The 22,193-nt window shown below is 70.1% G+C and carries 26 protein-coding genes and 1 pseudogene; 19 read left to right on the forward strand and 8 right to left on the reverse strand.

Features of this window, described 5'->3' with window-relative positions; genetic code table 11:
• Positions 1-113 precede the first annotated feature (113 nt).
• Both OG293_RS19010 and OG293_RS19015 read right to left on the reverse strand, forming a co-directional pair.
• Entirely contained in the window at positions 114-1,136 is a 1,023-nt protein-coding gene (locus OG293_RS19010) for a LacI family DNA-binding transcriptional regulator (RefSeq protein ID WP_405999968.1), read from the reverse strand.
• A 24-nt stretch (positions 1,137-1,160) separates the two neighbouring features.
• Positions 1,161-1,952, reverse strand: a complete 792-nt coding sequence (locus OG293_RS19015) for a response regulator transcription factor (RefSeq protein WP_405999969.1) — start codon at positions 1,950-1,952, stop codon at positions 1,161-1,163.
• 220 nt (positions 1,953-2,172) lie between these two features.
• On the opposite strand from OG293_RS19015, the gene OG293_RS19020 reads away from it, so the two are divergent.
• The 8 genes from OG293_RS19020 to OG293_RS19055 all read left to right on the forward strand — a co-directional run bounded on the left by OG293_RS19020 (position 2,173) and on the right by OG293_RS19055 (position 7,314).
• Positions 2,173-2,979 carry an alpha/beta hydrolase family protein gene (locus OG293_RS19020; RefSeq protein WP_405999970.1) on the forward strand — a complete coding sequence of 269 codons (807 nt, stop codon included), beginning with the start codon at positions 2,173-2,175 and terminating at the stop codon, positions 2,977-2,979.
• A 45-nt stretch (positions 2,980-3,024) separates the two neighbouring features.
• Positions 3,025-3,279, forward strand: coding sequence for a MoaD/ThiS family protein (locus tag OG293_RS19025; RefSeq protein ID WP_328675476.1), 255 nt, complete (start codon positions 3,025-3,027; stop codon positions 3,277-3,279).
• Positions 3,280-3,289: 10 nt separating this feature from the next.
• Complete coding sequence (locus OG293_RS19030) at positions 3,290-4,453, forward strand: hypothetical protein (RefSeq protein WP_405999971.1); 1,164 nt, start codon at positions 3,290-3,292, stop codon at positions 4,451-4,453.
• Positions 4,454-4,620: 167 nt separating this feature from the next.
• Positions 4,621-5,349: a DUF2993 domain-containing protein gene (locus OG293_RS19035; RefSeq protein ID WP_405999972.1), complete on the forward strand. Its 729-nt coding sequence runs from the start codon at positions 4,621-4,623 to the stop codon at positions 5,347-5,349.
• 213 nt (positions 5,350-5,562) lie between these two features.
• Positions 5,563-5,643: a putative leader peptide gene (locus OG293_RS19040; protein ID WP_350310325.1), complete on the forward strand. Its 81-nt coding sequence runs from the start codon at positions 5,563-5,565 to the stop codon at positions 5,641-5,643.
• A 138-nt stretch (positions 5,644-5,781) separates the two neighbouring features.
• A complete protein-coding gene (locus OG293_RS19045; RefSeq protein WP_405999973.1) occupies positions 5,782-6,621 on the forward strand; it encodes a sulfurtransferase in 840 nt (279 codons plus the stop codon).
• Between the two features lie 37 nt (positions 6,622-6,658).
• A complete protein-coding gene (locus OG293_RS19050; RefSeq protein ID WP_018101653.1) occupies positions 6,659-6,946 on the forward strand; it encodes a DUF1416 domain-containing protein in 288 nt (95 codons plus the stop codon).
• A 107-nt stretch (positions 6,947-7,053) separates the two neighbouring features.
• On the forward strand, positions 7,054-7,314 hold the full coding sequence (locus OG293_RS19055; protein ID WP_405999974.1) for a DUF3099 domain-containing protein: 261 nt from the start codon (positions 7,054-7,056) through the stop codon (positions 7,312-7,314).
• Between the two features lie 31 nt (positions 7,315-7,345).
• Here OG293_RS19055 and OG293_RS19060 read toward each other — a convergent pair whose 3' ends face one another.
• Positions 7,346-7,708 (reverse strand): DsrE family protein, encoded by a 363-nt coding sequence (locus tag OG293_RS19060; protein ID WP_405999975.1) that lies wholly within the window; start codon positions 7,706-7,708, stop codon positions 7,346-7,348.
• Between the two features lie 321 nt (positions 7,709-8,029).
• Between OG293_RS19060 and OG293_RS19065 the strand changes: the two genes are divergently transcribed.
• Genes OG293_RS19065 through OG293_RS19075 form a run of 3 tightly spaced genes read left to right on the forward strand, consistent with a single transcriptional unit; the run spans position 8,030 to position 10,035 of the window.
• The gene (locus OG293_RS19065) at positions 8,030-8,602 is read left to right on the forward strand and encodes an FABP family protein (RefSeq protein WP_405999976.1); all 573 of its coding nucleotides are present in this window, start codon (positions 8,030-8,032) and stop codon (positions 8,600-8,602) included.
• Between the two features lie 19 nt (positions 8,603-8,621).
• Entirely contained in the window at positions 8,622-9,059 is a 438-nt protein-coding gene (locus OG293_RS19070; protein WP_405999977.1) for a Fur family transcriptional regulator, read from the forward strand.
• 10 nt (positions 9,060-9,069) lie between these two features.
• Positions 9,070-10,035, forward strand: coding sequence for a YgfZ/GcvT domain-containing protein (locus OG293_RS19075; protein ID WP_405999978.1), 966 nt, complete (start codon positions 9,070-9,072; stop codon positions 10,033-10,035).
• A 28-nt stretch (positions 10,036-10,063) separates the two neighbouring features.
• Here the strand turns inward: OG293_RS19075 and dtd are convergent, their stop codons facing one another.
• Positions 10,064-10,489 (reverse strand): D-aminoacyl-tRNA deacylase, encoded by a 426-nt coding sequence (dtd, locus tag OG293_RS19080; RefSeq protein WP_405999979.1) that lies wholly within the window; start codon positions 10,487-10,489, stop codon positions 10,064-10,066.
• Between the two features lie 149 nt (positions 10,490-10,638).
• Here dtd and OG293_RS19085 point away from each other — a divergent pair, with 149 nt between their 5' ends.
• Complete coding sequence (locus OG293_RS19085; protein ID WP_405999980.1) at positions 10,639-11,304, forward strand: ABC transporter substrate-binding protein; 666 nt, start codon at positions 10,639-10,641, stop codon at positions 11,302-11,304.
• Positions 11,305-11,584: 280 nt separating this feature from the next.
• Positions 11,585-12,829 carry a GNAT family N-acetyltransferase gene (locus OG293_RS19090; RefSeq protein ID WP_405999981.1) on the forward strand — a complete coding sequence of 415 codons (1,245 nt, stop codon included), beginning with the start codon at positions 11,585-11,587 and terminating at the stop codon, positions 12,827-12,829.
• A gap of 22 nt (positions 12,830-12,851) precedes the next feature.
• Here the strand turns inward: OG293_RS19090 and OG293_RS19095 are convergent, their stop codons facing one another.
• The gene (locus OG293_RS19095) at positions 12,852-13,019 is read right to left on the reverse strand and encodes a hypothetical protein (protein ID WP_405999982.1); all 168 of its coding nucleotides are present in this window, start codon (positions 13,017-13,019) and stop codon (positions 12,852-12,854) included.
• 226 nt (positions 13,020-13,245) lie between these two features.
• Between OG293_RS19095 and OG293_RS19100 the strand changes: the two genes are divergently transcribed.
• The 3 genes from OG293_RS19100 (at position 13,246) to OG293_RS19110 (ending at position 16,327) form a co-directional block, all read left to right on the forward strand.
• Positions 13,246-14,130: a GntR family transcriptional regulator gene (locus OG293_RS19100; protein WP_405999983.1), complete on the forward strand. Its 885-nt coding sequence runs from the start codon at positions 13,246-13,248 to the stop codon at positions 14,128-14,130.
• 89 nt (positions 14,131-14,219) lie between these two features.
• Positions 14,220-14,993, forward strand: coding sequence for an HAD family hydrolase (locus OG293_RS19105; RefSeq protein WP_405999984.1), 774 nt, complete (start codon positions 14,220-14,222; stop codon positions 14,991-14,993).
• A gap of 245 nt (positions 14,994-15,238) precedes the next feature.
• Complete coding sequence (locus OG293_RS19110) at positions 15,239-16,327, forward strand: phosphotransferase (RefSeq protein WP_405999985.1); 1,089 nt, start codon at positions 15,239-15,241, stop codon at positions 16,325-16,327.
• A 190-nt stretch (positions 16,328-16,517) separates the two neighbouring features.
• On the opposite strand, the pseudogene OG293_RS19115 reads toward OG293_RS19110, so the two are convergent.
• The 3 genes and pseudogenes from OG293_RS19115 to OG293_RS19125 form a co-directional block, all read right to left on the reverse strand.
• A pseudogene (locus tag OG293_RS19115) lies at positions 16,518-16,871 on the reverse strand (DUF664 domain-containing protein); the annotation flags it as partial.
• A 14-nt stretch (positions 16,872-16,885) separates the two neighbouring features.
• The gene (locus tag OG293_RS19120) at positions 16,886-17,215 is read right to left on the reverse strand and encodes a deoxyxylulose-5-phosphate synthase (RefSeq protein WP_405999986.1); all 330 of its coding nucleotides are present in this window, start codon (positions 17,213-17,215) and stop codon (positions 16,886-16,888) included.
• Positions 17,216-17,240: 25 nt separating this feature from the next.
• On the reverse strand, positions 17,241-18,071 hold the full coding sequence (locus OG293_RS19125; RefSeq protein WP_405999987.1) for an SDR family oxidoreductase: 831 nt from the start codon (positions 18,069-18,071) through the stop codon (positions 17,241-17,243).
• A 96-nt stretch (positions 18,072-18,167) separates the two neighbouring features.
• On the opposite strand from OG293_RS19125, the gene OG293_RS19130 reads away from it, so the two are divergent.
• The 3 genes from OG293_RS19130 to rox all read left to right on the forward strand — a co-directional run bounded on the left by OG293_RS19130 (position 18,168) and on the right by rox (position 21,907).
• Positions 18,168-19,052, forward strand: coding sequence for a sigma-70 family RNA polymerase sigma factor (locus OG293_RS19130; protein ID WP_405999988.1), 885 nt, complete (start codon positions 18,168-18,170; stop codon positions 19,050-19,052).
• Positions 19,053-19,292: 240 nt separating this feature from the next.
• The gene (locus tag OG293_RS19135; RefSeq protein WP_405999989.1) at positions 19,293-19,745 is read left to right on the forward strand and encodes an iron chaperone; all 453 of its coding nucleotides are present in this window, start codon (positions 19,293-19,295) and stop codon (positions 19,743-19,745) included.
• A 695-nt stretch (positions 19,746-20,440) separates the two neighbouring features.
• Positions 20,441-21,907, forward strand: coding sequence for a rifampin monooxygenase (gene rox / locus OG293_RS19140; protein ID WP_405999990.1), 1,467 nt, complete (start codon positions 20,441-20,443; stop codon positions 21,905-21,907).
• The last annotated feature ends 286 nt before the right edge of the window (positions 21,908-22,193 follow it).

Consider the following 22,193-nt stretch of genomic DNA (forward strand, 5'->3'; position numbering starts at 1 on the left):
AGAGGAGCCTGAGGGAGTGCTGAGAAGCCCGACAGAACCGTGTGTGCCCGAAACACAGGACGGTGGCCGGCCGAGAGGGCGGGCGGCCGCGTCGAAGAGGCCTGCGGCTGCGTCTAGACGCAGCCGCAGGAGCGGCGGATCACCAATCCCGACGGGAACTGCTTCACCCGCTCCCGTCGCGATCCCGCGACCCGCAGGCCGTCGTCCAGCACCAGGTCGACGGCCGCCCGCGCCATGGCCGGGCGGTCCGAGGAGACCGTCGTCAGCGGCGGGTCCGTCAGACCGGCCTCCTTGACGTCGTCGAAGCCCGCGACCGCCAGGTCGCCCGGCACGTCGATCCGCAGCTCGCGGGCCGCACGCAGCACGCCGATCGCCTGGTCGTCCGTCGAGCAGAAGATCGCCGGCGGCCGGTCGGGGCCCGCGAGCAGCTTCAGGGCGACGAGGTAGGCGTCGTACCGGTTGTACGGGGCCTGAAACAGCCGCCCCTCGGCCGGCCGGCCCGACTCCAGCATCGCCCGCCGCCAGCCCTCGACGTGGTCCGCCACCGGGTCGCCGACCTTCGGGGCGGGCTCCATTCCGCCGAGACACGCGACGTACTCATGGCCGTGTTCGAGGAGGTGGCGGGTCGCGAGCTGCGCACCGCCGATGTCGTCGGTGACCACGGCGACGTCGTCGATGGCCTCGGGCCGCTCGTGGAGCAGCACCACGCGGGCGTCCCACGCCTCGATCTCCGCCGCGGCCCGCTCGCTGGGGCCCTGGCTGACCAGGATCAGCCCGGAGACGCGCATACCGAGGAAGGCCCGCAGATAGTGGACTTCCCGCTCGTCGCGGTAGTCGCTGTTCCCGACGAGCACCATCTTTCCGCGCTCGGCGGCGGCCTGCTCCACGGCATGCGCCATCTCGGCGAAGAAGGGCTGCCGGGCATCCGGGACGATCATGCCTATGAGGTCGGTCCGCCGCGAGGCCATGGCCTGGGCGACCCGGTCGGGCCGGTAGCCCAGCTCCTTGATCGCTGCGAGTACCCGCTCGCGCGTGGCCGGGGCGACCGGCCGGGGTCCGTTGTTGATGACATAGCTGACGACCGCGGTCGAAGTCCCCGCCAGTCGTGCCACATCGTCCCGCGTCACCTTGGCCACGCGCGGCAGTCTACGCGGGGTGACCTACCGCTGGGCAGGGCGTACGGCTTGTTCATGCTCTTCGGCCGTGTCCGCCGTATGGGCGACTGGAGCCGCCGCCTGGCCCGCGGCCTTCGCCTTGGCCTCTTCGGCCGCGCGTTCGACTTTCTCCGGCGCGACGAAGCGGTAGCCGACGTTGCGCACGGTTCCGATCAGCGACTCGTGCTCGGGGCCGAGTTTCGCGCGCAGCCGCCGTACGTGCACATCCACCGTGCGCGTACCGCCGAAGTAGTCGTAGCCCCAGACCTCCTGCAGGAGCTGCGCCCGGGTGAAGACCCGCCCCGGGTGCTGCGCGAGGTACTTGAGCAGCTCGAACTCCTTGAAGGTCAGGTCCAGGACCCGGCCCTTCAGCTTCGCGCTGTACGTCGCCTCGTCCACCGACAGATCGCCGTTGCGGATCTCCATGGGGGAGTCGTCCGAGGTGATCTGCTGACGGCCCATCGCGAGCCGCAGCCGCGCCTCGACCTCGGCGGGGCCTGCCGTGTCGAGCAGGACGTCGTCGATGCCCCAGTCCGCGGTCACGGCCGCGAGGCCGCCCTCGGTCACGACAAGGATCAGCGGACAGCCCGGCCCGGTGGAGCGCAGAAGCTGGCAGAGCGACCGCACCTGTGGCAGATCGCGGCGGCCGTCGACGAGGATCACGTCGGCGCCGGGGGTGTCGACGAGGGCCGGGCCCTCGGCCGGGGCCACCCGGACGTTGTGCAACAGCAGTCCGAGGGCGGGAAGCACCTCCGTCGACGGCTGGAGGGCGTTCGTGAGGAGCAGCAGAGAGCTCATCGGACTCCACCTGCCCTGGTCGTCCTGCGGTCGTGCACGGTTCGCTCGCCCATAACGTCGGTTCCTCCTCGGTCCCTGCGAGGACGTTTGCGGCACTGCTTCAAACGGTGGCTCCCGCGCCCTGAGAGCCTTTGTTCACCTGCCAGTAACAACGGCCAGGAAACACAAAAGGACCCGGGGGCGTCGTTGCCCGGATCCTCTGCCGAGCAGAATAGCCCACATGTGTTCCGTGTCAGAGGGCCCATTTCACACTTCGGACGCTTCCTTGACCACTCTTGGCCCTCGCCGCGCCATTCTCCGTACCGCTGACGGGGTCCGGATCGAGGCGTTGTACGAGCCGGGCGAGGCGGGTTTCACGGACACCGCGATCGTTGTCGCGCACGGGTTCACCGGATCGGTCGACCGGCCCGCGGTGCGCCGTGCGGCACGGGTGTTCGCGCGGTACGCGGCCGTCGTCACCTTCTCCTTCCGCGGGCACGGAGGTTCCGGCGGGCGCTCCACCGTCGGCGACCGCGAAGTGCTCGATCTCGCCGCCGCGGTCGAGTGGGCGCGTGGATTCGGTCACATCCGGGTCGTGACGGCCGGATTCTCGATGGGCGGCTCGGTGGTACTGCGGCATGCGGCGATGCACGAGGGGCGCAGAGAAGCGCATACGGACGCCGTGGCCGCCGTGAGTGCGCCCGCCCGTTGGTACTACCGCGGTACGGCGCCCATGCGGCGGCTGCACTGGGTGGTCACCCGCCCGCTGGGCCGGCTGGTCGGCCGCTACGGCCTGGCTACCCGTATCCATCCGGAGGGCTGGGACCCGGTCCCGCTCTCCCCGGTCGAGGCCGTGCCGCTCATCGCGCCGACCCCGCTGCTGATCGTGCACGGCGACCGCGACCCGTACTTCCCGCTCGACCATCCGCGGATGCTCGCCGCGGCCGGACCTGCGGAACTGTGGCTGGAACCGGGCATGGGCCACGCCGAGAACGCGGCCGGCGACGAGCTGCTCGGCCGTATCGCGCACTGGCTGGCCGCCGAGTAGGCCGACGGGGTGGCTCATGATGGAAGCCGACGAAAGGAGTGCCGTATGGCAGCGGGAACGATCCGCTACTGGGCCGCGGCCAAGTCGGCCGCCGGGGTAGCGGAGGAGCCGTACGCGGCCGGGACGCTCGCCGAGGCGCTCGATGCCGTGCGCGAACGCCACCCGGGAGAGCTGACGCGCGTACTGCAACGGTGTTCGTTCCTCATCGACGGCGATCCCGTCGGGACCCGTGGCCATGAGACCGTACGCCTTGCCGAGGGCGGCACGGTCGAGGTGCTCCCGCCGTTCGCAGGAGGGTGAACGACACAGCATGAGCAGCGATCAGCAGGATCCGTACGGCCGTCAGCAGCAGTACCCGCAGCCGTCCTACCAGGACCCCTATCAGGGACACCCCGGGCAGGACGGGCAGCACGGGCACGCGGGCCACCAGGGGCAGTACGCGCACGACGGGCACCCGGGGTACCAGGGGCAGTACGCGCAGGGCTATCCGCAGCAGCCCCGGCAGGAGACCACCCAGACCTGGGAGGGCGAGACCTGGGACACGCAGTACCAGCCGATCCTGCCGCCCACGCGGACGCCCGCCGCGGACGCCGCCCAGCTGCCGCCGCAGGCCGCCTACCCGCTGCCGCCCGAGGCCCCTGCCCCGCAGCCGGCCGCGTACGAGCCGCCCGCGGCCGACGACGGATACAGCGCCCCGACCACCCTCGGGAACGCCCGGATCACCGACGCCCAGCGCGCCCGCGCCGAGGGACGCTCGCCGGTCATCCCGCCCGGCGTGCAGCCTGCCGCGCTGACCGCCGTGCTCTCACTGCTGCTCGCGGGCGGCGCGGCCGTCGGCCAGTACGCCCTGCTCGTACCGCTCGTCCTGCTCCAGGCCGTCACCGCGGCCGGGTGGTTCCGGCTCAACGGCATGTGGCCCGCCCGCCAGGGCATCGCGCTCGCCTTCCTCGGTGGCCTGGCAGCCGATGCCGTACTGCTCGGCGTCGGCAGGGAGAACGCCCCAGCCGCGATCATCGGCACCCTCGGCGTCTGGGTGCTGCTCACGCTCGTGCTCCAGCTGCGCAGCCACGCCGACGCCGACGAGCGGATGTACGGCCTGATGGCGAGCGTTGCGTCGGCCGCGCTCGCCATCCTCGCGGCCGGGCACCTCGGGGCCGCGGACGACGCCGTCGTCATCGGCGGTATCGCCGTCGCCGTCGCCGTACCGGCCCGGTCGCTGCCGTTGCCGGGCGTCGCCTCCGTCGTCCTGTCGCTGCTGGCCGCCACCGGGGCCGGAATCGCGGCCGGTGGCCTGACCGGCGTCGGAGCGGACGGTGCGCTGCTGGGACTCGCGGTGGGCGTCTGCGCGCTCATCGGGCTGCGCGTGGCGAGTTACGACTACCCGTCCCGGTTCGTGCATATGACGGCGGGCGTGGCCCTGCCCCTGGCCGCAGCCGCCCCCGCGGTCTATCTGATCGGCCGCGCCCTGGTGTGACCTGCGCGCATCCGCCCGCTGGAACCATCGCCCCCGTCCGGACGTCGATCATTGAGAACCGATCATTTGTGAACAAGGCGTCATCGGCGCTGGTTTAGGCTCGCGGCGTCACGGGGGCGGACGGACAGGGTGGGGGACACAGCGCTATGCGCGCACTGCGAATACTTTTGATCATCACTGTGGTCCTCGGCGGTATCTTCGTCGCCGTCGACCGGATCGCGGTGAACATGGCCGAGTCCCAGGCGGCCGACAAGATCAAGAGCAGCCAGGGGCTGACCTCGACGCCTGAGATCTCCATCAAGGGCTTCCCGTTCCTCACCCAGGTCATGGGCAAGGAACTGGACGAGGTGGACGTCAGCCTCGCGGGCATCACGGCCACCGCGGGAGGCCACTCGGTCAATGTCACCGAGGTAGAGGCCGAGTTGCGCAGCGTGAAGATCGACAGCAGTTATTCGTCCGCCGTCGCGGACCGGGCCGACGGTTCCGCCCGGATCTCCTACGCCGACCTGACGAAGGCCGCGCCCAAGGGCGCCACCGTCGGTTACGCGGGCCCGGAGCGCGCCGCCAAGGGCCAGGTCAAGGTCACCGGCTCGCTTCTGGATCTGCTGGAGGGCGCGGGCATCCGGATCCCGGGCACGTTCGAGGGCCTGCTCCAGGGCCGCACGGTCAGCGCGTACAGCACGGTCTCGCTCAAGGGCGGCAGTACCGTGCAGCTGAAGGCGGAGTCGCTGCCGAAGCTGCCGCTGCCCGGGTTCGAGGCGAAGTTGCGCAAGGTCATCGACTACGACCTGAAGATCGAGGGCATGCCGTCGACTATCAAGCTGGACAAGGTGCAGGCGACGGACGCGGGGCTGAGGTTCTCGGGCAGGGGAACGAATGTGTCCCTGGCGGGCTGACCCCGGTCCGGGGAGAATCCCCCCGTGTCCCTCCCGCCCTGGCCGCATCGTGAGACGCCCCGTCCGCAGGGCAGAAGCGGCACCGGTTCATCGGCCCGGGAAGCCGCCCCGCGCCCGCTCTCAGCGGGGGTGTGTCCCACATAGTGGATGATCGCGTCTCAGTATCCGACACGCCGGTGACATCTCGGCCGACTCGTCCCTACGATCGGACGCATGAAGCGACAGGCGGACCTCACGAAGCGGCGGGCAGTAGACCTGTGCCGCGTCGCCGCCATGCTCTGTCGCACCTTCTGAGCGGGAGCCCGACTCCCGTATCCCCTGGGCCCTTCGACCACTGTCAGGGCCGCCCCGTGCCGGTCGGCCGCGCTCCGCGCATACCCGCACACCCCTCTTCGCATCACCCGCCGCACACTGCCCCGGAGGAGAAAGAGCATGAGCCGCAGCGACGTCCTGGTAGACGCCGACTGGGTCGAGGCCCACATCGATGACCCCAAGGTTGCCATCGTCGAGGTCGACGAGGACACCTCCGCGTACGAGAAGAACCACATCACGAACGCGATCCGCATCGACTGGACCAAGGACCTTCAGGACCCGGTCCGCCGCGACTTCATCGACCAGGAGGGCTTCGAGAAGCTCCTGTCGGAGAAGGGCATCGCGAACGACACCACCGTCATCCTGTACGGCGGCAACAACAACTGGTTCGCCTCGTACGCGTACTGGTACTTCAAGCTCTACGGCCACGAGGACGTCAAGCTCCTCGACGGCGGACGCAAGAAGTGGGAGCTCGACTCCCGCGACCTGGTCGCCGAGGTACCGCAGCGCCCCGCCACCGCGTACAAGGCCAAGGCCCAGGACACCTCCATCCGCGCGTTCCGTGACGACGTCGTCGCCGCGATCGGCAGCCAGAACCTGGTCGACGTGCGCTCCCCCGACGAGTTCAGCGGCAAGCTGCTCGCCCCGGCGCACCTTCCGCAGGAGCAGTCGCAGCGCCCCGGCCACGTGCCGAGCGCCCGCAACATCCCCTGGTCCAAGAACGCCAAGGACGACGGCACGTTCAAGTCGGACGACGAGCTCAAGGCCCTCTACGAGGACGAGCAGGTCGACCTGGCGACGGACACCATCGCCTACTGCCGCATCGGTGAGCGCTCGGCGCTGACCTGGTTCGTGCTGCACGAGCTGCTCGGCGTCGAGAACGTCAAGAACTACGACGGCTCCTGGACCGAGTACGGCTCCCTCGTCGGTGTGCCGATCGAGCTCGGCGCCAACAAGTAATCCTCCCTCCCCTCCCCGCTCACGAAGGACAACACCTATGTGTGGAGCAAAGGCCGGCGGCCCCGACGCTTCGACGATCAAGCCCGGCGAGACCACCATCCAGGGCAGCGTGACCCGTGACGGCGAGCCCGTCACCGGCTACGTCCGTCTGCTGGACTCGACCGGCGAGTTCACCGCCGAGGTCCCGACCTCGGCGACCGGACAGTTCCGCTTCTACGCGGCCGAGGGCACGTGGACCGTGCGTGCGCTCGTGCCGGGCGGCACGGCGGACCGTACGGTCGTCGCCCAGACCGGCGGCCTGGCCGAGGTGGCCATCGCCGTCTGAGGCACATCCGATGCCGGCCGAAGGGCCGCACCCCAGGGGGTTGGACGCTTCCTGAACGGGGTGCGGCCCTTCGTGCCGTCACCGGGCCGCCGTCCTACGCTGGAGGTATGTACGCGCGTCGCCGTCACGCCTACTTCCTGCTGATGGGCGGATGCCTGGTGCTCTTCGTGTCCGCCTGGGCCTTTGTGCGCCTGTGGTCGATTCCGGTGGCCGTCGGAATGTGTGTCGTCGCCATGGTCATTCCGCCGCTGGCGGCGATGGTCGCCAATCGGCGCGGGCCCGAAGACCGCTGGTGGGACGACCCTTCGGGCGACCCGAAGTCCGACGAATGGTGGGACGAACTCGACGGGAAGAAGAAGCACCAGTAGCCCGGCCCCGGCAGGGACGAGCGTCCGGTCGTCAGTAGACGAGCGCCTGGACGCCGTCCTGCATGATCTCGCTGACGAAAACCTGAGCGCCCGCGATCCGTACGCCGTCGAGCAGGTCCTTCTCCGTGATCTCCCGGCGCGCCGCGCACTGCGTGCAGAGCGTGATCCGTCCCGCCGCCTGGATCGACTCGATCAGATCGGGCAGCGGCGCGGCGTGCGGCAGCTCGAACTCCGCAGCCCGGCCCGGCAGCGCGAACCACGACGACTCGCCGGTCAGCCAGAGCGACACCTCCACACCACTGGCGACGGCGACGGCCGCCACCGTGAAGGCCTGCGAGCAGCGCTCGGGGGCATCGGCACCGGCAGTCACCTTGATCACGAGCTTCTTCGCCATGGACCGAACTGTAATGCGCGCCCCGTCGCGCAGACCTCGCAGAGAGGGCCGGATCCTCACCCATTAGGCTGGGGCACGGCCCCTTCCCGCCCACCGCTCAATTGCGAGGAGCACCCCGTGCTTGTGGCATTCTTCGAAGCCCTGCTGGTCCTGGTCTGCGTCGGCGTCGCCGCCTTCGCCGGTCTGACCGTGAAGAAGCTGTACCAGGGTCAGCGCTAGGGCCTCTCTTCGGGATCCGGCACGATCCCGAAGGCCCTGGCCGTAGCCAGTCGTACTCGTCGCTCGCCCCACTCGTATCTCTACAGATCGCCAGAGCTGCTCATGATCGAGATTCCGTCCGACCTGAACTCGGACCTCGTCCCCCTCGCCTTCCTCCTCGGTACCTGGGAGGGCGCGGGCGTCTCCGACTTCCCGGGCGCCGAGAAGTGCAACTTCGGCCAGTCCGTGACCTTCAGCCACGACGGCCGGGACTTCCTCGAGTACGTCTCGCACTCCTGGGTCCTCGACGCCGAGGGCAACAAGGTCAGGCCCCTGGAGTCCGAGTCCGGCTACTGGCGTATCGACTCCGACCGCAAGGTCGAGGTCGTCATGGTCCGCGACCAGGGCGTCATCGAGATCTGGTACGGCGAGCTCGCCGACCAGAAGCCGCAGATCGACCTGGTGACGGACGCCGTCGCGCGCACCGCCGGCTCCGGCCCGTACAGCGGTGGCAAGCGGCTCTACGGCTATGTGAAGAGCGACCTGATGTGGGTGGGCGAGAAGGCCACGCCGGAGGTCCCGCTGCGGCCGTACATGTCGGCGCACCTGAAGAAGGTCGTCACCCCCGACCAGGTCGCGGCCTGGGCCAAGGATCTCGGCGACCTTCCGGACGACGGCATCGCCTTCTTCAAGTAGGCCCTCCTACACTGGGGGCGTGGTGAGCATCGACTGGAAGACCGATCTGCGGCAGCGCGGTTACCGGCTGACACCGCAGCGCCAGCTTGTCCTCGAAGCCGTCGACACGCTGGAGCACGCCACACCGGACGACATCCTCTCCGAGGTCCGCAAGACCGCGTCCGGTGTGAACATCTCCACCGTCTACCGCACGCTGGAGCTGCTCGAAGAGCTCGGTCTGGTCTCCCACGCCCACCTCGGCCACGGCGCGCCCACCTACCATCTGGCCGACCGCCACCACCATCTCCACCTGGTCTGCCGGGACTGCGCGGATGTGATCGAGGCGGATGTCGCGGTCGCCGCCGGCCTCACCGCGACGCTGCGCGAGACCTTCGGGTTCGAGACGGACATGAAGCACTTCGCGATCTTCGGCCGGTGCAGGAAGTGCACGGCCGAGGCCGCCGCTACCGGGTCGTAGGCTTATCGGCATGAAGAGCCCCCTGCTGTCCCTGCCCGGCGCCGTCCCGGCCGAGGGGCACGACGAAGGAGTCGCCGCGCACTACGGCGATCTGTTCCGCGAACAGCGTGCTCTCGCGGACGGCACCGGTCTTGTCGACCTCTCCCACCGCGGTGTCGTCACCATCACGGGCGACGACCGGCTGAGCTGGCTGCATCTGCTGCTCACCCAGCATGTGAGCGACCTTCCGCCGGGACAGGCCACCGAGGCGCTGATCCTGTCCGCGCACGGCCACATCGAGCACGCGCTCTATCTCGTCGACGACGGCGCGACGGTCTGGGCCCATGTCGAGCCGGGCACACAGGAGGCGCTCATCGCCTATCTGGAGTCGATGAAGTTCTTCTACCGGGTGGAGGTCGCCGACCGCACCGAGGAGTTCGCGGTGGTGCATCTGCCGGCGGGCTCCATTGCCCCGGCGCCGGAGGGCGTGGCGGTGCGGGAGACCGCGCACGGCCGGGATCTGTTCCTGCCGCGCGCCGACCTCGACTCGTACGCCGCCGAGCACGGCCCGGCCATCGGGATCCTGGCGTACGAGGCGCTGCGCGTGGAGGCTCACCGGCCCCGCCTCGGCTTCGAGACCGACCACCGCACCATCCCGCACGAGCTGGGCTGGATCGGCACCGCCGTCCATCTCCAGAAGGGCTGCTATCGCGGTCAGGAGACCGTCGCGCGCGTCCACAACCTGGGGAAGCCGCCGCGGCGACTGGTCTTTCTGCACCTGGACGGCAGCGAGGTGCATCTGCCGGGGCCGGGCACTCCCGTCCGGCTCGCCTCGGAGGGAGCGGAGGGCCGCCAGCTCGGCTTCGTCACCACGTCCGCACGCCACCACGAACTCGGGCCGATCGCGCTCGCGCTGGTGAAGCGCAATGTTCCGGCGGACGCGGAGCTGCTGGCGGGCGACACGGCCGCCGCGCAGGAGCTCGTGGTCGAGCCCTGAGCGGCCCGGGAGAGGGCCCGGGAAGTCCCTAGACCTCGATGATCACGGTGAACGGGCCGTGGTTGGTGAGTGAGACGCGCATGTCCGCCCCGAACCGGCCCGTCCGCACGGTCGCGCCCAGCGCCCGCAGCTGCGCCACCACCTCGTCGACCAGCGGCTCGGCCACATCGCCGGGTGCTGCCGCGTTCCAGGTGGGGCGGCGACCCTTGCGGGCGTCCCCGTAGAGAGTGAACTGCGAAATCACCAGCAAGGGCGCATTCACGTCCGAGCAGGACTTCTCGCCCTCCAGGATCCTTACCGACCAGAGCTTGCGAGCCAGTTGCGCCGCCTTCTCCCTGGTGTCCTCATGGGTGGCTCCCACCAGCACACACAGTCCTTCGCCGACGATCTCGCCGACCGTCTCGCCCGCCACGACGACGCTCGCGCCGTCCACTCTCTGCACCACTGCACGCATACAGACCAACCTATCTGCGGCTGAACGGGTGCAGAGCACCTGCGTCAGGAGCGTCCGGAGTGGCACGATGCACCAAGGCGGTGCATCCCCTCGGCCCTCCGGGCCCGGGGAGACCTCAATGCACCGGTCGAGGGGACGGACGTAGGCATATGAACACATCTGGCGCCGGGCAGTCGCCCGGTCCCGTATCGATTCCCACGTCGATGTCCGCTTTTCCGGCCACGCCCAGGGCCACGGTCACCGCCACCGCCACGGCCACGGTCACCGCCACGGCCACGGCTGCCTGTGCCGGACGGCCGCCGCAGCAGCGCTCCACGGGCGCCCTCGGCGAGCCCCCGGAGCACGACCTCGGGGCCTTGAGACTGACCGAGTTGCGCACCCTGCGCCGCGACGCGCACCGCGACGAGGCGGACCTCAGCTATGTACGGCGGCTGCTCCAGGGCCGGATCGACATTCTCCGTGCGGAGCTGGCGCGGCGTACGGACCCGGAGGCCCCGGTCGTGGACCGGCTGTCGGAGATCCTGGCCGACGCCCCTTCCCGGCACCGCAGTTCCGCCCGTCACGTCACGCTCTCCCCACCGCACAGCGAGGAGTACGGACGGCTCGCCGCCGACATGCTGGCCGACGTCGAGCTCTCGGATCTCGACGCCCGTACGGACGAGGAGCTGCATTCGGCCATGGGGCGACTGATCCGCTACGAACAGCAGGTCTCGCGCCGCCGCCAGCTTCTCCAGCGCACGGCGGACGACTGCAGTGCCGAGATCGCCCGCAGGTACCGTGAAGGCGAAGCGCAAGTGGACGACCTGCTCACCTGAGTCGATCGTGCGAACCGGCACTTCCGGGAGTGGGCTGACGCCCCGGGAGGCCGACCAGGCGCTGCGCCTCCAAAATCGCGCGACTTTCTGACCGCGGCGTGCCTAAGGGGTGTCCCGTAATCCCCGGCGGGTCAGCGCATGGCGTCAGATGCGGTGCATCGCAAGGCGGAGGGTCGTCCTCATACTGGGCGTATTCGGATGAGCCCGACAACGCAGCGAGGTGCCGTAGCCGGCGTCGGGCGCCCGGCGGGGATTGCGGGACAACCCTTAGCGTGGCCGTATGAGCGTCGACCTCCGCACCGTTACCGAGTCCGAGTACCCCGACTGGCTGCGCGCACTGGCCACCGGCTTCCTGCGATCTCCGGTGATCTCCGACGAGGAGGTCGCCCAGCGTCTGGCGCACACCGACCTGGCGCGGGTGCGCGGCGCGTTCGACGACGGCCGCTGTGTGGCGACGTACCGCTCCTTCGCCCAGCGGCTGACCGTGGTGGGCGGCGCCTCGGTGGAGGCGAACGCCGTCTCCAATGTGACGGTCTCGCCGACACACCGGCGTCGCGGCCTGCTCAGCCGGATGATCACCGAGGATCTGACGGAGGCCAAGGAGCGCGGCGACGCACTGGCCACGCTGATCGCCGCGGAGTATCCGATCTATGGCCGCTACGGCTTCGGTCCCGTGGCATGGACGACCGAGTGGGCGGTCGACGTCCCGCGCACCGGCCTCGATCCCCGCTGGTCGGGCCCCGCGGACGGCGGTCGCATCGACCTGGTGGACGGCGAGGACGTACGCAAGTTCGGCCCGGAGCTGCATACGCGGTTCGCGGCCCGTCAGCCGGGTGCGGTGAGCCGCGACGAGCGCTGGTGGCAGCTCAACACCGGCCAGGCACAACTGCCCGGGGACCCCTGGAAGGAACCCTTCTACGCGGTGTACCGCTCGCCCTCCGGCGAGATCGAGGGTCTGATCGCCTACCGGTCGGACGACAACTGGGGCGATGCGAAGCAGCCGCTGGACACCGCGTCGGTGTCCGAACTGCTCGCGCTGACCCCGGCGGCGGAGCGCGCGCTGTGGCACTTCGTCTGCTCGGTGGACTGGATCACCACGGTGAAGTCCGGCTACCGCGCCCCCGACGACCTGCTTCCGCTGCTGCTCCCGGACCGGCGGGCGGCGCGGATTCTGACGCACGCGGACTTCCTGTGGGTGCGGATCCTGGATGTCGTGCGCGCGCTGGAGGCGCGGACATACGGCATGTCCGCGACCTTGGTCCTGGACATCCGGGACACGGCGGGCCTGGCGTCCGGCCGGTTCCGTCTGGACACCTCGCCCGAGGGCGGGTCGTGCGTCCCGACGTCCGAGTCGCCCGATCTGACGCTGGACGTGGGGGAGTTGGGCGCGCTGTACCTGGGTGACGAGTCGGCGGTACGGCTGGCGGCGCTGGGCCTGGTGGACGAGGGGGCGGCGGGGGCCGCGGGTGTGGTGGACGGGGTGTTCCGTACGTCACGGCGGCCCTGGTGCCCGGACATCTTCTGACGTCCGGGCGAGGTGGCGGCGCTCAGGTGCCGGCGGCGACGGAGGGGGCCACGAGCAGCAGGCCGCCGATGCCTGCGCAGGTGGCGTTCTCGGTCTTCAGCCCGGCGGCCAGCAGGGCGAGCCCGAGCGCGGCCAGCGCGCCGAACCGCCACTGCACGTACTGCTCGATGACAAGGGTGATCAAGGGCACGGCGATCCCTCCTCGTGGTGGGGAGTGGAGCGGCACAGGGATTGCGGACGGATCCGCACGCGGCACCCGTACGACGGTGGACGGGCGAGCGGGGAAGTACGAGACCACTGGAGCGGGTTGGCCAAGTTGGTCGCCAACTTCATTGAAGTTGTCCCCACTTGGTCGCAGTTCATAAACAACTTCCGGGGAACTCCCGCTAGATGGTCAGAAGTTGTAGCGTTCTGTTGTGACCCACGAGCACCATGCAGTCAACGGCACACGAAAGCCCTCCCCCGCCGATGTCGCAGACGTTCTCACCGAGCGCATCCGCACCGGTCTGCTGAAGGCCGGTGAGCGCATGCCGACGCAGGAGGTCCTGGCCGAGGAGTTCGGCGTGGAGCGCCGCGCCGTCCGGCAGGCCCTCGATCTGCTGCGGGAGGCCGGCCTGCTCACGGCTGCGACCAAGGGCGCCCCGGCCCGTATCGCACTCCCGGCCGAGGCGGACGCCTCCGTCGAGGAGCCCCAGCAGACGGCCGCGGGGCTCGGGCCCCGGGTCATGGAGGCGTTCGAGGCACCCGAGGTGCGGATCGACGCGATCTGTCTCACCGCCGAGTCGCTCAATCTCGCCCTTGCCGAGCCGCTCCAGCTGATCCGATCGGGCCAGATCGTGCCGGAGTCCGTGAAGCTCCGGCTCCTGCTGCCGTCGCGCAATCTGCACCTGGCCTTCCCCCGGCCGGCCGAGAAATCCGGCGACGAGAGGCGGGTGCACGAGCACTGGCTGTCGCTGCGCAACAACCACGGCGCCGTCCTGCGGCACAGTCTGCGATCGCTGCGCAGCACCCGTGGTATCGACGTCGAGGTGACGCTGAAGGCCCTGCCGTTCACCCCGCCCGTGAAGCTCTACCTCCTCAACGGCTCCGAGGCGCTGTTCGCCTTCTACACCGTCACCAAGCGCCAGGAGCAGATCGACGACACCGCCCTGGAGATCTACGACGTGCTCGGCAGTGACTCGATGCTCTTCCCCTTCGAGCGGGGCGGAGCGACGAGGGACGAGGCGTTCGTGACGCAGTCGCAGGCGTGGTTCGACGGTCTCTGGGGCACGCTGGCCATGGACATCACCCTCGGCAGCTGACCGGCCATCGCTCCTGTGACCCCTTGCGTCCCACGGTGACCGGGCCAACGGCACAGCTGCTGACGGCAGTTGAGGGCAGGATGGGGTGGATGGCACACCGGCAGTCCGCCCTCTGCCCCGACGGACGGAGCGACGTGACCGACTCGCACAACAACGACCTGGCCCGCCGCTTCGCCGACGCCACGTGCGTTCTCTTCGACTTCGACGGGCCGGTCTGTCACCTCTTCGACGGTCACCCGGCGCGGGAGGTGGCGGCCGAGCTGAGGGGCTGGGCAGCGCGGAACATGCCGGGCGGGGTGTCGGTGCCTCCGGAGTTCGCCGACGACCCCCTCGCTCTGCTGAGAGCGGCGGCCCGCAGCCACCCGGGCAGCCCCCTGGTCGGGCAGATGGAACGTCACCTCGCCGCGCAGGAGGAACTGGCCACACTCACGGCCGCCCCCACCGAGGGTGCCGACCGGTTGATCGGGCGGCTCAGCGCGGCGGGCTTCCGGCTGGCGGTCACGACGAACAACTGCGCCGAGGCGGCGCGTAGCTATCTCGATCGCACAGGGCTCGCTGTCTTCTTCGGCGAGCACATACACGGGCGTGAGCCGGATCCGCTGCTGATGAAGCCGGACCCGGACTGCCTCCGTCGGGCTCTGCGGTCGACCGGCTCGACCGAGGCCGAGGCCCTGATGATCGGGGATTCTCCGGCGGACTGTCTGGCCGCGCACACGCTGGGCGTCCCTTTCCTGGGATACGCGCGCAACGAGTCGAAACGCCTTCAGCTGAGCGATGCCGGAGCGAAAGTGATCGTTGCGACCATGTCGGAGCTGCTGCCGGTCCTCGACGATCTGCCGTCAGGTCTTCCGGTCCCCGAATGACCGGCCAAGTGATGGCCATCTATTCCAAGATGGCTGTATTCGAGGCCAACTTGCCCCGGCTGTTGTACCTTCTCAGGGCGCCTTCGATCGGGTGAGCGGGGGTACCCGGTGCTTCAGGCGTGCTTCGAGCGGGTGAGTTTACACAGGACAGAGCCGGACCTTCCGGCAATGGGCCCCGAGGGCACTGGCCGAAAAGGTAGCTTCCTCGCATCACTTCCTGCTCCGGAACACCAAAGGCACCAGCGATGACAGTCGATACGGCTTCAGACGTTCGTCGGCAGGCTGCCGGTCTGAGCCGTGACGAGGTGGTGGAGGGGCCGCTCAAGGGCTACCACCACGAGACGTACGCCCTCTCCCTGCCGCCGGAGAACCCGCTGAGCGCACGCTTCGCCCGCGGCAAGTACCGCGCCCCGCGGCCCGGCGTGCTCTGGTTCGACCGCCGGTGTTTCGCATCCGAGGAGCGTCTGCTGATCGCGCTCGCGGGCCGGATCGAGAGGATCCCCGAGGTCGCCGAAGTCGCCGAGGACGTCTTCGTCCAGGGCTTTGTCGAAGGCGGGACGCTCGGCAGCGGCCCGGTGCCCGGCCGGGTGCTCTCGCCCCGCCACCTCGGGCAGCTCGGCCGGCTCTTCCGCGAGACGGTCGCGGTCAAGGCGGACGAGCTCCGGGACGTGAAGCGCAGCTGCAGCCCCCACGGGCATCCGGCCGCGGGGGACTCGACCGCCTTCCTCAACCAGCTGATCGGATTCACCGAGCGAGAGGTCTACGACGCCAACGCCAAGGAGTACGGCGGGCTCTTCGGCAAGCTCGGCGTGCACCGCGAGGCGCTGGACACCCTCAGGGTGCCCGAGGGGCGCCTGGCCGGCCGGCCCTTCGTCCTGGTCCACGGTGATCTGCACCGCCACAACTTCATCGTCGACCCGGCCGGCGACCTCTGGACGATCGACTGGGAACTCGCCATGATCGGAGACCCGCTCTACGACCTGGCCACCCATCTTCATCTGATGCGCTACGCGCCGCGCGAGGCCGCCCGTGTCGCCCATCTGTGGGCGGCGGAGGTGGAGGCGGCGATGCCGGGGAGTTCGCTGGCGTGGGAGAGGGACCTGCCGTACCTGCTCGCCTACAAGCGCGCCCAGTCCGTCTTCACCGACGTCATCCGCGCCGCGGAGGCCCTGGGCCCTCGCACGGATCCGAACTGGCGGGCGCTGCCCCGCGCCGCGTGGAAGATCCGGCGCGCTCTGGTCGCGGCCAGGGGCCCGCTGGGCCTGGCGGGCGTGCCGACACTGCCTCAGGTGGTCTCGGCGTACACGAGCTGGCTCAGGGCAGACACCGCTTGATGCGCAGGCTCGATGTCATGAGCGGTGAGACGGGCCTGCGGGAGCGCAAGAAGGGTGCTGACGCGGGCGGTGTCGCGGCTGGACGTGCTGCACAGCCGCCCGCCACCGCCCGAACTCGTCGCGGCCACAGCTCACGGGGGAGGGCCGGGCCCCGACTGACGAGGGCGGGTCAGGCTCCGTCCGGGGTGGGTCAAGCTCCGACGGTCCCGTCGATGCCCTCGCGCAGGAAGTCGGCGTGGCCGTTGTGCCGGGCGTACCCGTGGATCGGATGCAGCATCACGAGCCGCAGCGACACGTCCTCGCCCCACCGGGGCTGGTGGCCCCGCACGTCGAGCGACGTCGCCTCCTCCTCTATCCGGCGGGAGCGCCCGACCTCGGCCTGCCAGGCGTCGAAGGCCTCCGAGCGCGTGGAGGCGCTGGCGTCGTACGCCACCTGGTGGTCGTTCTCGTCGGACCAGACCAGCGGGATGTCCTCCGCGTTGATCACCCGGCGGAACCAGGTGCGCTCCACCTCGGCCATGTGCCGTACCAGGCCGAGCATGGCTCCGGGCTGACGCCTCAGGGGAGGTCGTACCGCACCAGCGACCGGGCGATCGGCTCGCCGCTGGCCTTCGCGTACGCCATCCGCTCGCGCACCTCCCGCAGGCTCCGCGGTCGCCAACCCGGGCCGCCGCAGCAGCTCTTGTGGAAGCGGACGCCCGCGTGCAACAGCACCGTCAGGGTCCGCCACGCGGCGACATCGCGCCGCCGAGGGGCGGCGAACGCCGAGCCCACATGGATCAGCTCCTGAGCACACCGGGGACAGACGCGCGCGTGGTCCCCGGAGCGGGGCTGCTTGTACGACGCCCGGCAGGGCAGACAGACGTACGAGGTCTTCGCGGGGGTCATAACGGCCAGCCTAAGTCCGGGAGCATCAGGGGTTCGAGCGGGTTTCCGTGTGCGCGGCCGGGTTCCCCTCCCCGGTGCAGGCCGGCCGGCCGACCCGCTCCGTCAGGAAGTCCTCCCACGTCCGCCTGCCCACATCGGCACCGTCGAGCGAGAGGTTCTCGCCGGCACGGTAGGCGCGACCGGCCTTTCCGGGCATGCGGACCGGCATCATCAGCCGTTGCTTGCCGCGGGCCTTGAGGTATCCGCGGCTCAGCTCGGCGATTCCGTACACCTTCGGACCCGCCAGGTCGGGCACGAGACCCGCAGGCTCGCCGAGCGTCAGGTGCACGAGCCGGGCCGCCACCTCGCGCGCGTCGACCGGCTGCAGCCGCAGTCCGCCCGGGACCGGTATCACCGGCAGCTTCGCCGTCTTCTCCACCACGGTCAGGGCCAGGTCGTGGAACTGTGCGGCACGCAGGGTCGTCCACGGAATGCCGGATCCGGCGATGGCCCGCTCCGCGTTCAGCTTGGACCTGAGCCAGGCCAGCGGAAGCGTGTCCGAGCCGATGACCGAGACGTACACCAGGTGCTTCACCCCGGCCGCCGATGCGGCGCGCACCAGGTTCTCGGTCGCCACGTCGTCGCCCTTGGGGCCGCCCGCGAGGTGCAGGACGATCTCGACGCCGTCCACCGCGGCCTCGATCCCCTCGTCCCTGAACAGGTCGGCCGTCACATACGCGATTCCGTCCCCGGACTCGCGGCCGTGCCTGCTGAGGACACGCACGGTACGGCCCGCTTCCCGCAGAAGTGGGACGACGTGGCGCCCCAGCGTGCCCGTGCCGCCGGTGACCAGGATGGGTGCGGTCGTCACAGTCATCTCCAAATCGTTGGTCCGGGAGTCGATCTCCCGGTTACAACCGTTGCGTTTCGTGGGTCTACTGCCATGACCCGCCGCGAGGAAGGAATGTGACAGGTGGACGAGAGCGCAGTGCCGATCGAGCGGTTCGAGGAACACCGCACCCGTCTGCGGGCGGTGGCCTACCGGATGCTCGGCTCGTTCAGTGAGGCCGATGACGCCGTCCAGGAGGCCTGGCTGCGGTTTGACCGCACGGACACCGGCGGCGTCGAGAACCTCGGCGGATGGCTGACCACGGTGGTGGGTCGGGTGTGTCTGAACATGCTGCGCTCAAGGAAGCAGCGGCGTGAGGACCCCCTCGAGGCACGGATGCCCGACCCGGTCATCAGCCGCGAGGACGGCGTCGACCCCGAGCAGGAGGCGTTGCTGACCGACTCGGTCGGACTGGCCATGGGGGTGGTACTGGACTCGCTGGCGTCGGCGGAGCGGCTCGCGTTCGTACTGCACGACATGTTCGCCGTGCCCTTCGACGAGATCGCCCCGCTGATCGAGAAGTCCCCGACGGCGACGCGGCAGCTCGCGAGCCGTGCCCGGCGCCGGGTGCGGGGTCAAGCCCCGGCTCCCGACCCCGATCTCACCCGTCAGCGCGAAGTCGTCGACGCGTTCTTCGCGGCCGCGCGGGACGGCGACTTCGACGCGCTCGTCGCCGTACTCGCCCCCGACGTCGTGCTGCGCTCCGACGGTGGTGTCGCACGTGCCCGCCACACGGTCGTGTTCCACGGCGCGAAGACCGTGGCATCGCAGGCGATCACCTTCGGGCGGCTGTCCCCGTTCGTGCGCCCGGCGCTGATCAACGGAGTCGCCGGAGTCATGGTCGCATCGGACGTGCGGCGGCTGTCCGTCATGGCGTTCACGGTCACCGGCGGGAAGATCGTCGCCATCGACGTACTGGCCGATCCCGAACGGCTCAAGGAGCTCGACGCGAGCGCCCTCGACCGCTGAGGACCCGGGCGGGGCGTCGGGGGCGCGGCCGGGGAGACCGGCCGCGCCACCCGCCCGGACGGTGGGGGCACGCATTCTGCGAGCTCGATCACGCGGCCCGGTGTCACACCGGGCGCCGAACCGCTGCTGGGGCTGCCGGGGACATCAAGGCAGGTGTCCCCGGGGCCCGTTGTCGGTGAGCCGGGGTAGGGTCCCCTCTCACGATCCTGCACATCAAGATCCTCAAGGGGGAAATCTGCGATGAGCGACACCGGCAGCAGCGCACACGAGGGATTCTCGGCCGATGAGCGGGCCGCGATGAAGGACCACGCACAAGAGCTGAAGAAGGCCGCGCGCCGCGGCTCGCGCGCGGACAAGGCGGCGGAGGCGGAGCGGGACGTGCTGGCGAAGATCGCCGAGATGCAGGACTCGGACCGGATCATGGCCGAGCGTGTCCATGCCGTCGTCACAGCCAGCGCCCCGGTCCTCGCGCCGAAGCTCTGGTACGGGATGCCCGCCTACGCTCTGGACGGCAAGGTCGTCTGCTTCTTCCAGAGCGCGGAGAAGTTCAAGGCACGCTACGCGACGCTCGGGTTCAGCGACCAGGCGAAGCTGGACGAGGGCACGATGTGGGCGGCCGGTTTCGCTCTGACCGAGGTGACGGCCGAGGTGGAGGCGCGGATCGGTGCGCTCGTGAAGCAGGCGGTGAGCTGAGGCGGGCGCCCGGTCACCGGGCGGGGCTTCGATCTGCCTGTGGTGCTGCGGGCCGCACCGCAGGCAGATCGCCGAGTCCTCGGTGACCGCGCAGAGGGGGACGCTCACTGACGGTCGGCCACTGACGGTCGGCCAGTGACCGTCGGCATCGGCAGGTCAGGGACGGCGCTGGCAGTCATCGCGCAGGCACCCTGCTGTAACGCCGTACTGCCGACACTGCTGCAGCGCCTGACGGGCCGGCGAATCCGGGTGCTGAAGAGGGTGAGAAACGCTCGTTCCGCGGCTGCATGCGCAGGCCCTTGGGAGGTCCGCCCAGGTCCGCCCGGACCTCCCGGCATCGCCGTACGCGGCCCGTCACCGCTTCGGGAGGAGTTTGTCCGTCCGCAACGGACGGACAAAAGGCAAAGGCAAGGAGGTCACCCACTCCTTGCCACTTTCAACATATAGCGCACCGGGGGGCTTGCGGCAAGACCCGGGTCGTGCCGCAGAATCGTCGACCGAGGCCAGAACCTGCGGAAATCGGAGATTCGCGAAGTACGTGTGCTGTTGTCGACGTATGGGTCACGCGGGGACGTCGAACCGCCGGTGGGACTCGCGGTGCGGTCGCGGGCACTCGGCGCGGAGGTGCGGGTATGCGCGCCGCCGGACCGCGGGGAGCGGCCGGCCGAATTCAACATCGTTACATGGGGGTTTTCATGATTGACGTGATCGTGGTCGGCGGAGGACCGACTGGCCTGATGCTGGCCGGTGAGTTGCGGCTGCACGGCGTGCACGTGGTCGTGCTGGAGAGGTTGACCGAGCCGACCGAGCAGTCCCGCGGGCGTGGCCTGCACGCACGCAGCGTCGAGATGATGGACCAGCGCGGCCTGCTGGACCGGTTCCTCGCGGTCAGTGAGAAGTTCCAGGTCGGCGGCTTCTTCGGCGGAATCATGAAGCCGTGGCCGAACGGGTTGGACACGGCTCACCCCTACGGCCTCTCCACCCTGCAGCCGGTCACCGAGCGGCTGCTCAATGAGCGTGCGCTCGAACTCGGTGCCGAGATCCGGCGCGGCTGCGAAGTGGTCGGGCTGAGCCAGGACGAGGACGGGGCGACCGTCGAGCTGGCGAGTGGGGGCACCCCAGCCCCTGAGGGCGTAGTCGGCGGGGGAGGCACGCACCTGCGCTCGCGCTACCTCGTCGGGTGCGACGGCGGCCGCAGCGTGGTGCGCAAACTGCTCGGCGTCGGTTTCCCCGGCGAGAGCGCCAAGGTCGAGACGATGCTGGGCGACATGGAGATGACTGAGGATCCGGCGAAGGTCGACGCCGTCGTCGCGGAAGTCCGCAAGACCCAACTGCGGTTCGGCACCATCCCCAACGGGGACGGGACGTACCGCGTCATCGTGCCGGCCGACGGCGTGGCCGAGGACCGCACGACCGCCCCGACCCTCGAGGAGTTCAAGCAGCAGCTGCGGGCGGTCGCGGGTACCGACTTCGGCGTGCACTCGCCGCGCTGGCTGTCCCGGTTCGGCGATGCCACCCGGCAGGCCGAGCGCTACCGGGTCGGCCGGGTGATGCTGGCCGGCGACGCGGCGCACATCCACCCGCCGACCGGCGGGCAGGGGCTCAACCTCGGAGTGCAGGACGCGTTCAACCTCGGCTGGAAGCTGGCCGCCGAGGTCAACGGCTGGGCGCCGGAGGGTCTCCTCGACAGCTACCACGCCGAACGGCACCCGGTGGGCGCCCGCGTGCTGGACAACACCCGCGCGCAGATCACGCTGCTGGGGACCGATCCGGGTGCGACCGCGCTGCGGGAGCTGTTCTCGAAGCTGATGGACTTCGAGGAGGTGAACCGGTACCTGACCGAGATGATCACCGCGGTCGGGATCCGCTACGACTTCGGCGAGGGCCATGAACTGGTCGGCCTGCGGATGCGGGACGTGAAGCTGAAGCAGGGGCGTCTCTACGAGCTGATGCACGGTGGCCGCGGGCTGCTGCTCGACCAGACCGGCCGGCTTTCGGTGGAGGGCTGGGCAGATCGGGTCGACCACGTCGTCGACGTCAGTGAGGAGCTGGACGTGCCCGCGGCGCTGCTGCGGCCGGACGGCCATGTGGCGTGGGTCGGTGAAGATCAGCAGGATCTGCTGGGCCAGCTGTCCAAGTGGTTCGGGGCTGCTGTCGGCTGATCGCGCCGGGCGTCATCCCTACCTCGACTACCTGCGGCAACGCCGGGACGACGGCGAGCACAGTGCCAAGATCCTGTACCGGGAACTCCTCGGCAAGGGCTGCCCGGGCCACTGCCGGCGCGTGAAAATGGCCGTCGCACGGCCCTCCCCGGGAGCTCGCACGCCCCTCGAAGACACGAGCGGCTGAACCTGCCGCCGTGTGCCTAGGCGGCAGTTACCGGGCCCGTGACGCGCCGGTCCTGGAAGGCGGAGGTTGGAGCAGGCGACCTGTGGCCTGGGTGACCTC

It is taken from the genome of Streptomyces sp. NBC_00829, from assembly GCF_045161795.1.
Classification (GTDB): Bacteria; Actinomycetota; Actinomycetes; order Streptomycetales; family Streptomycetaceae; genus Streptomyces.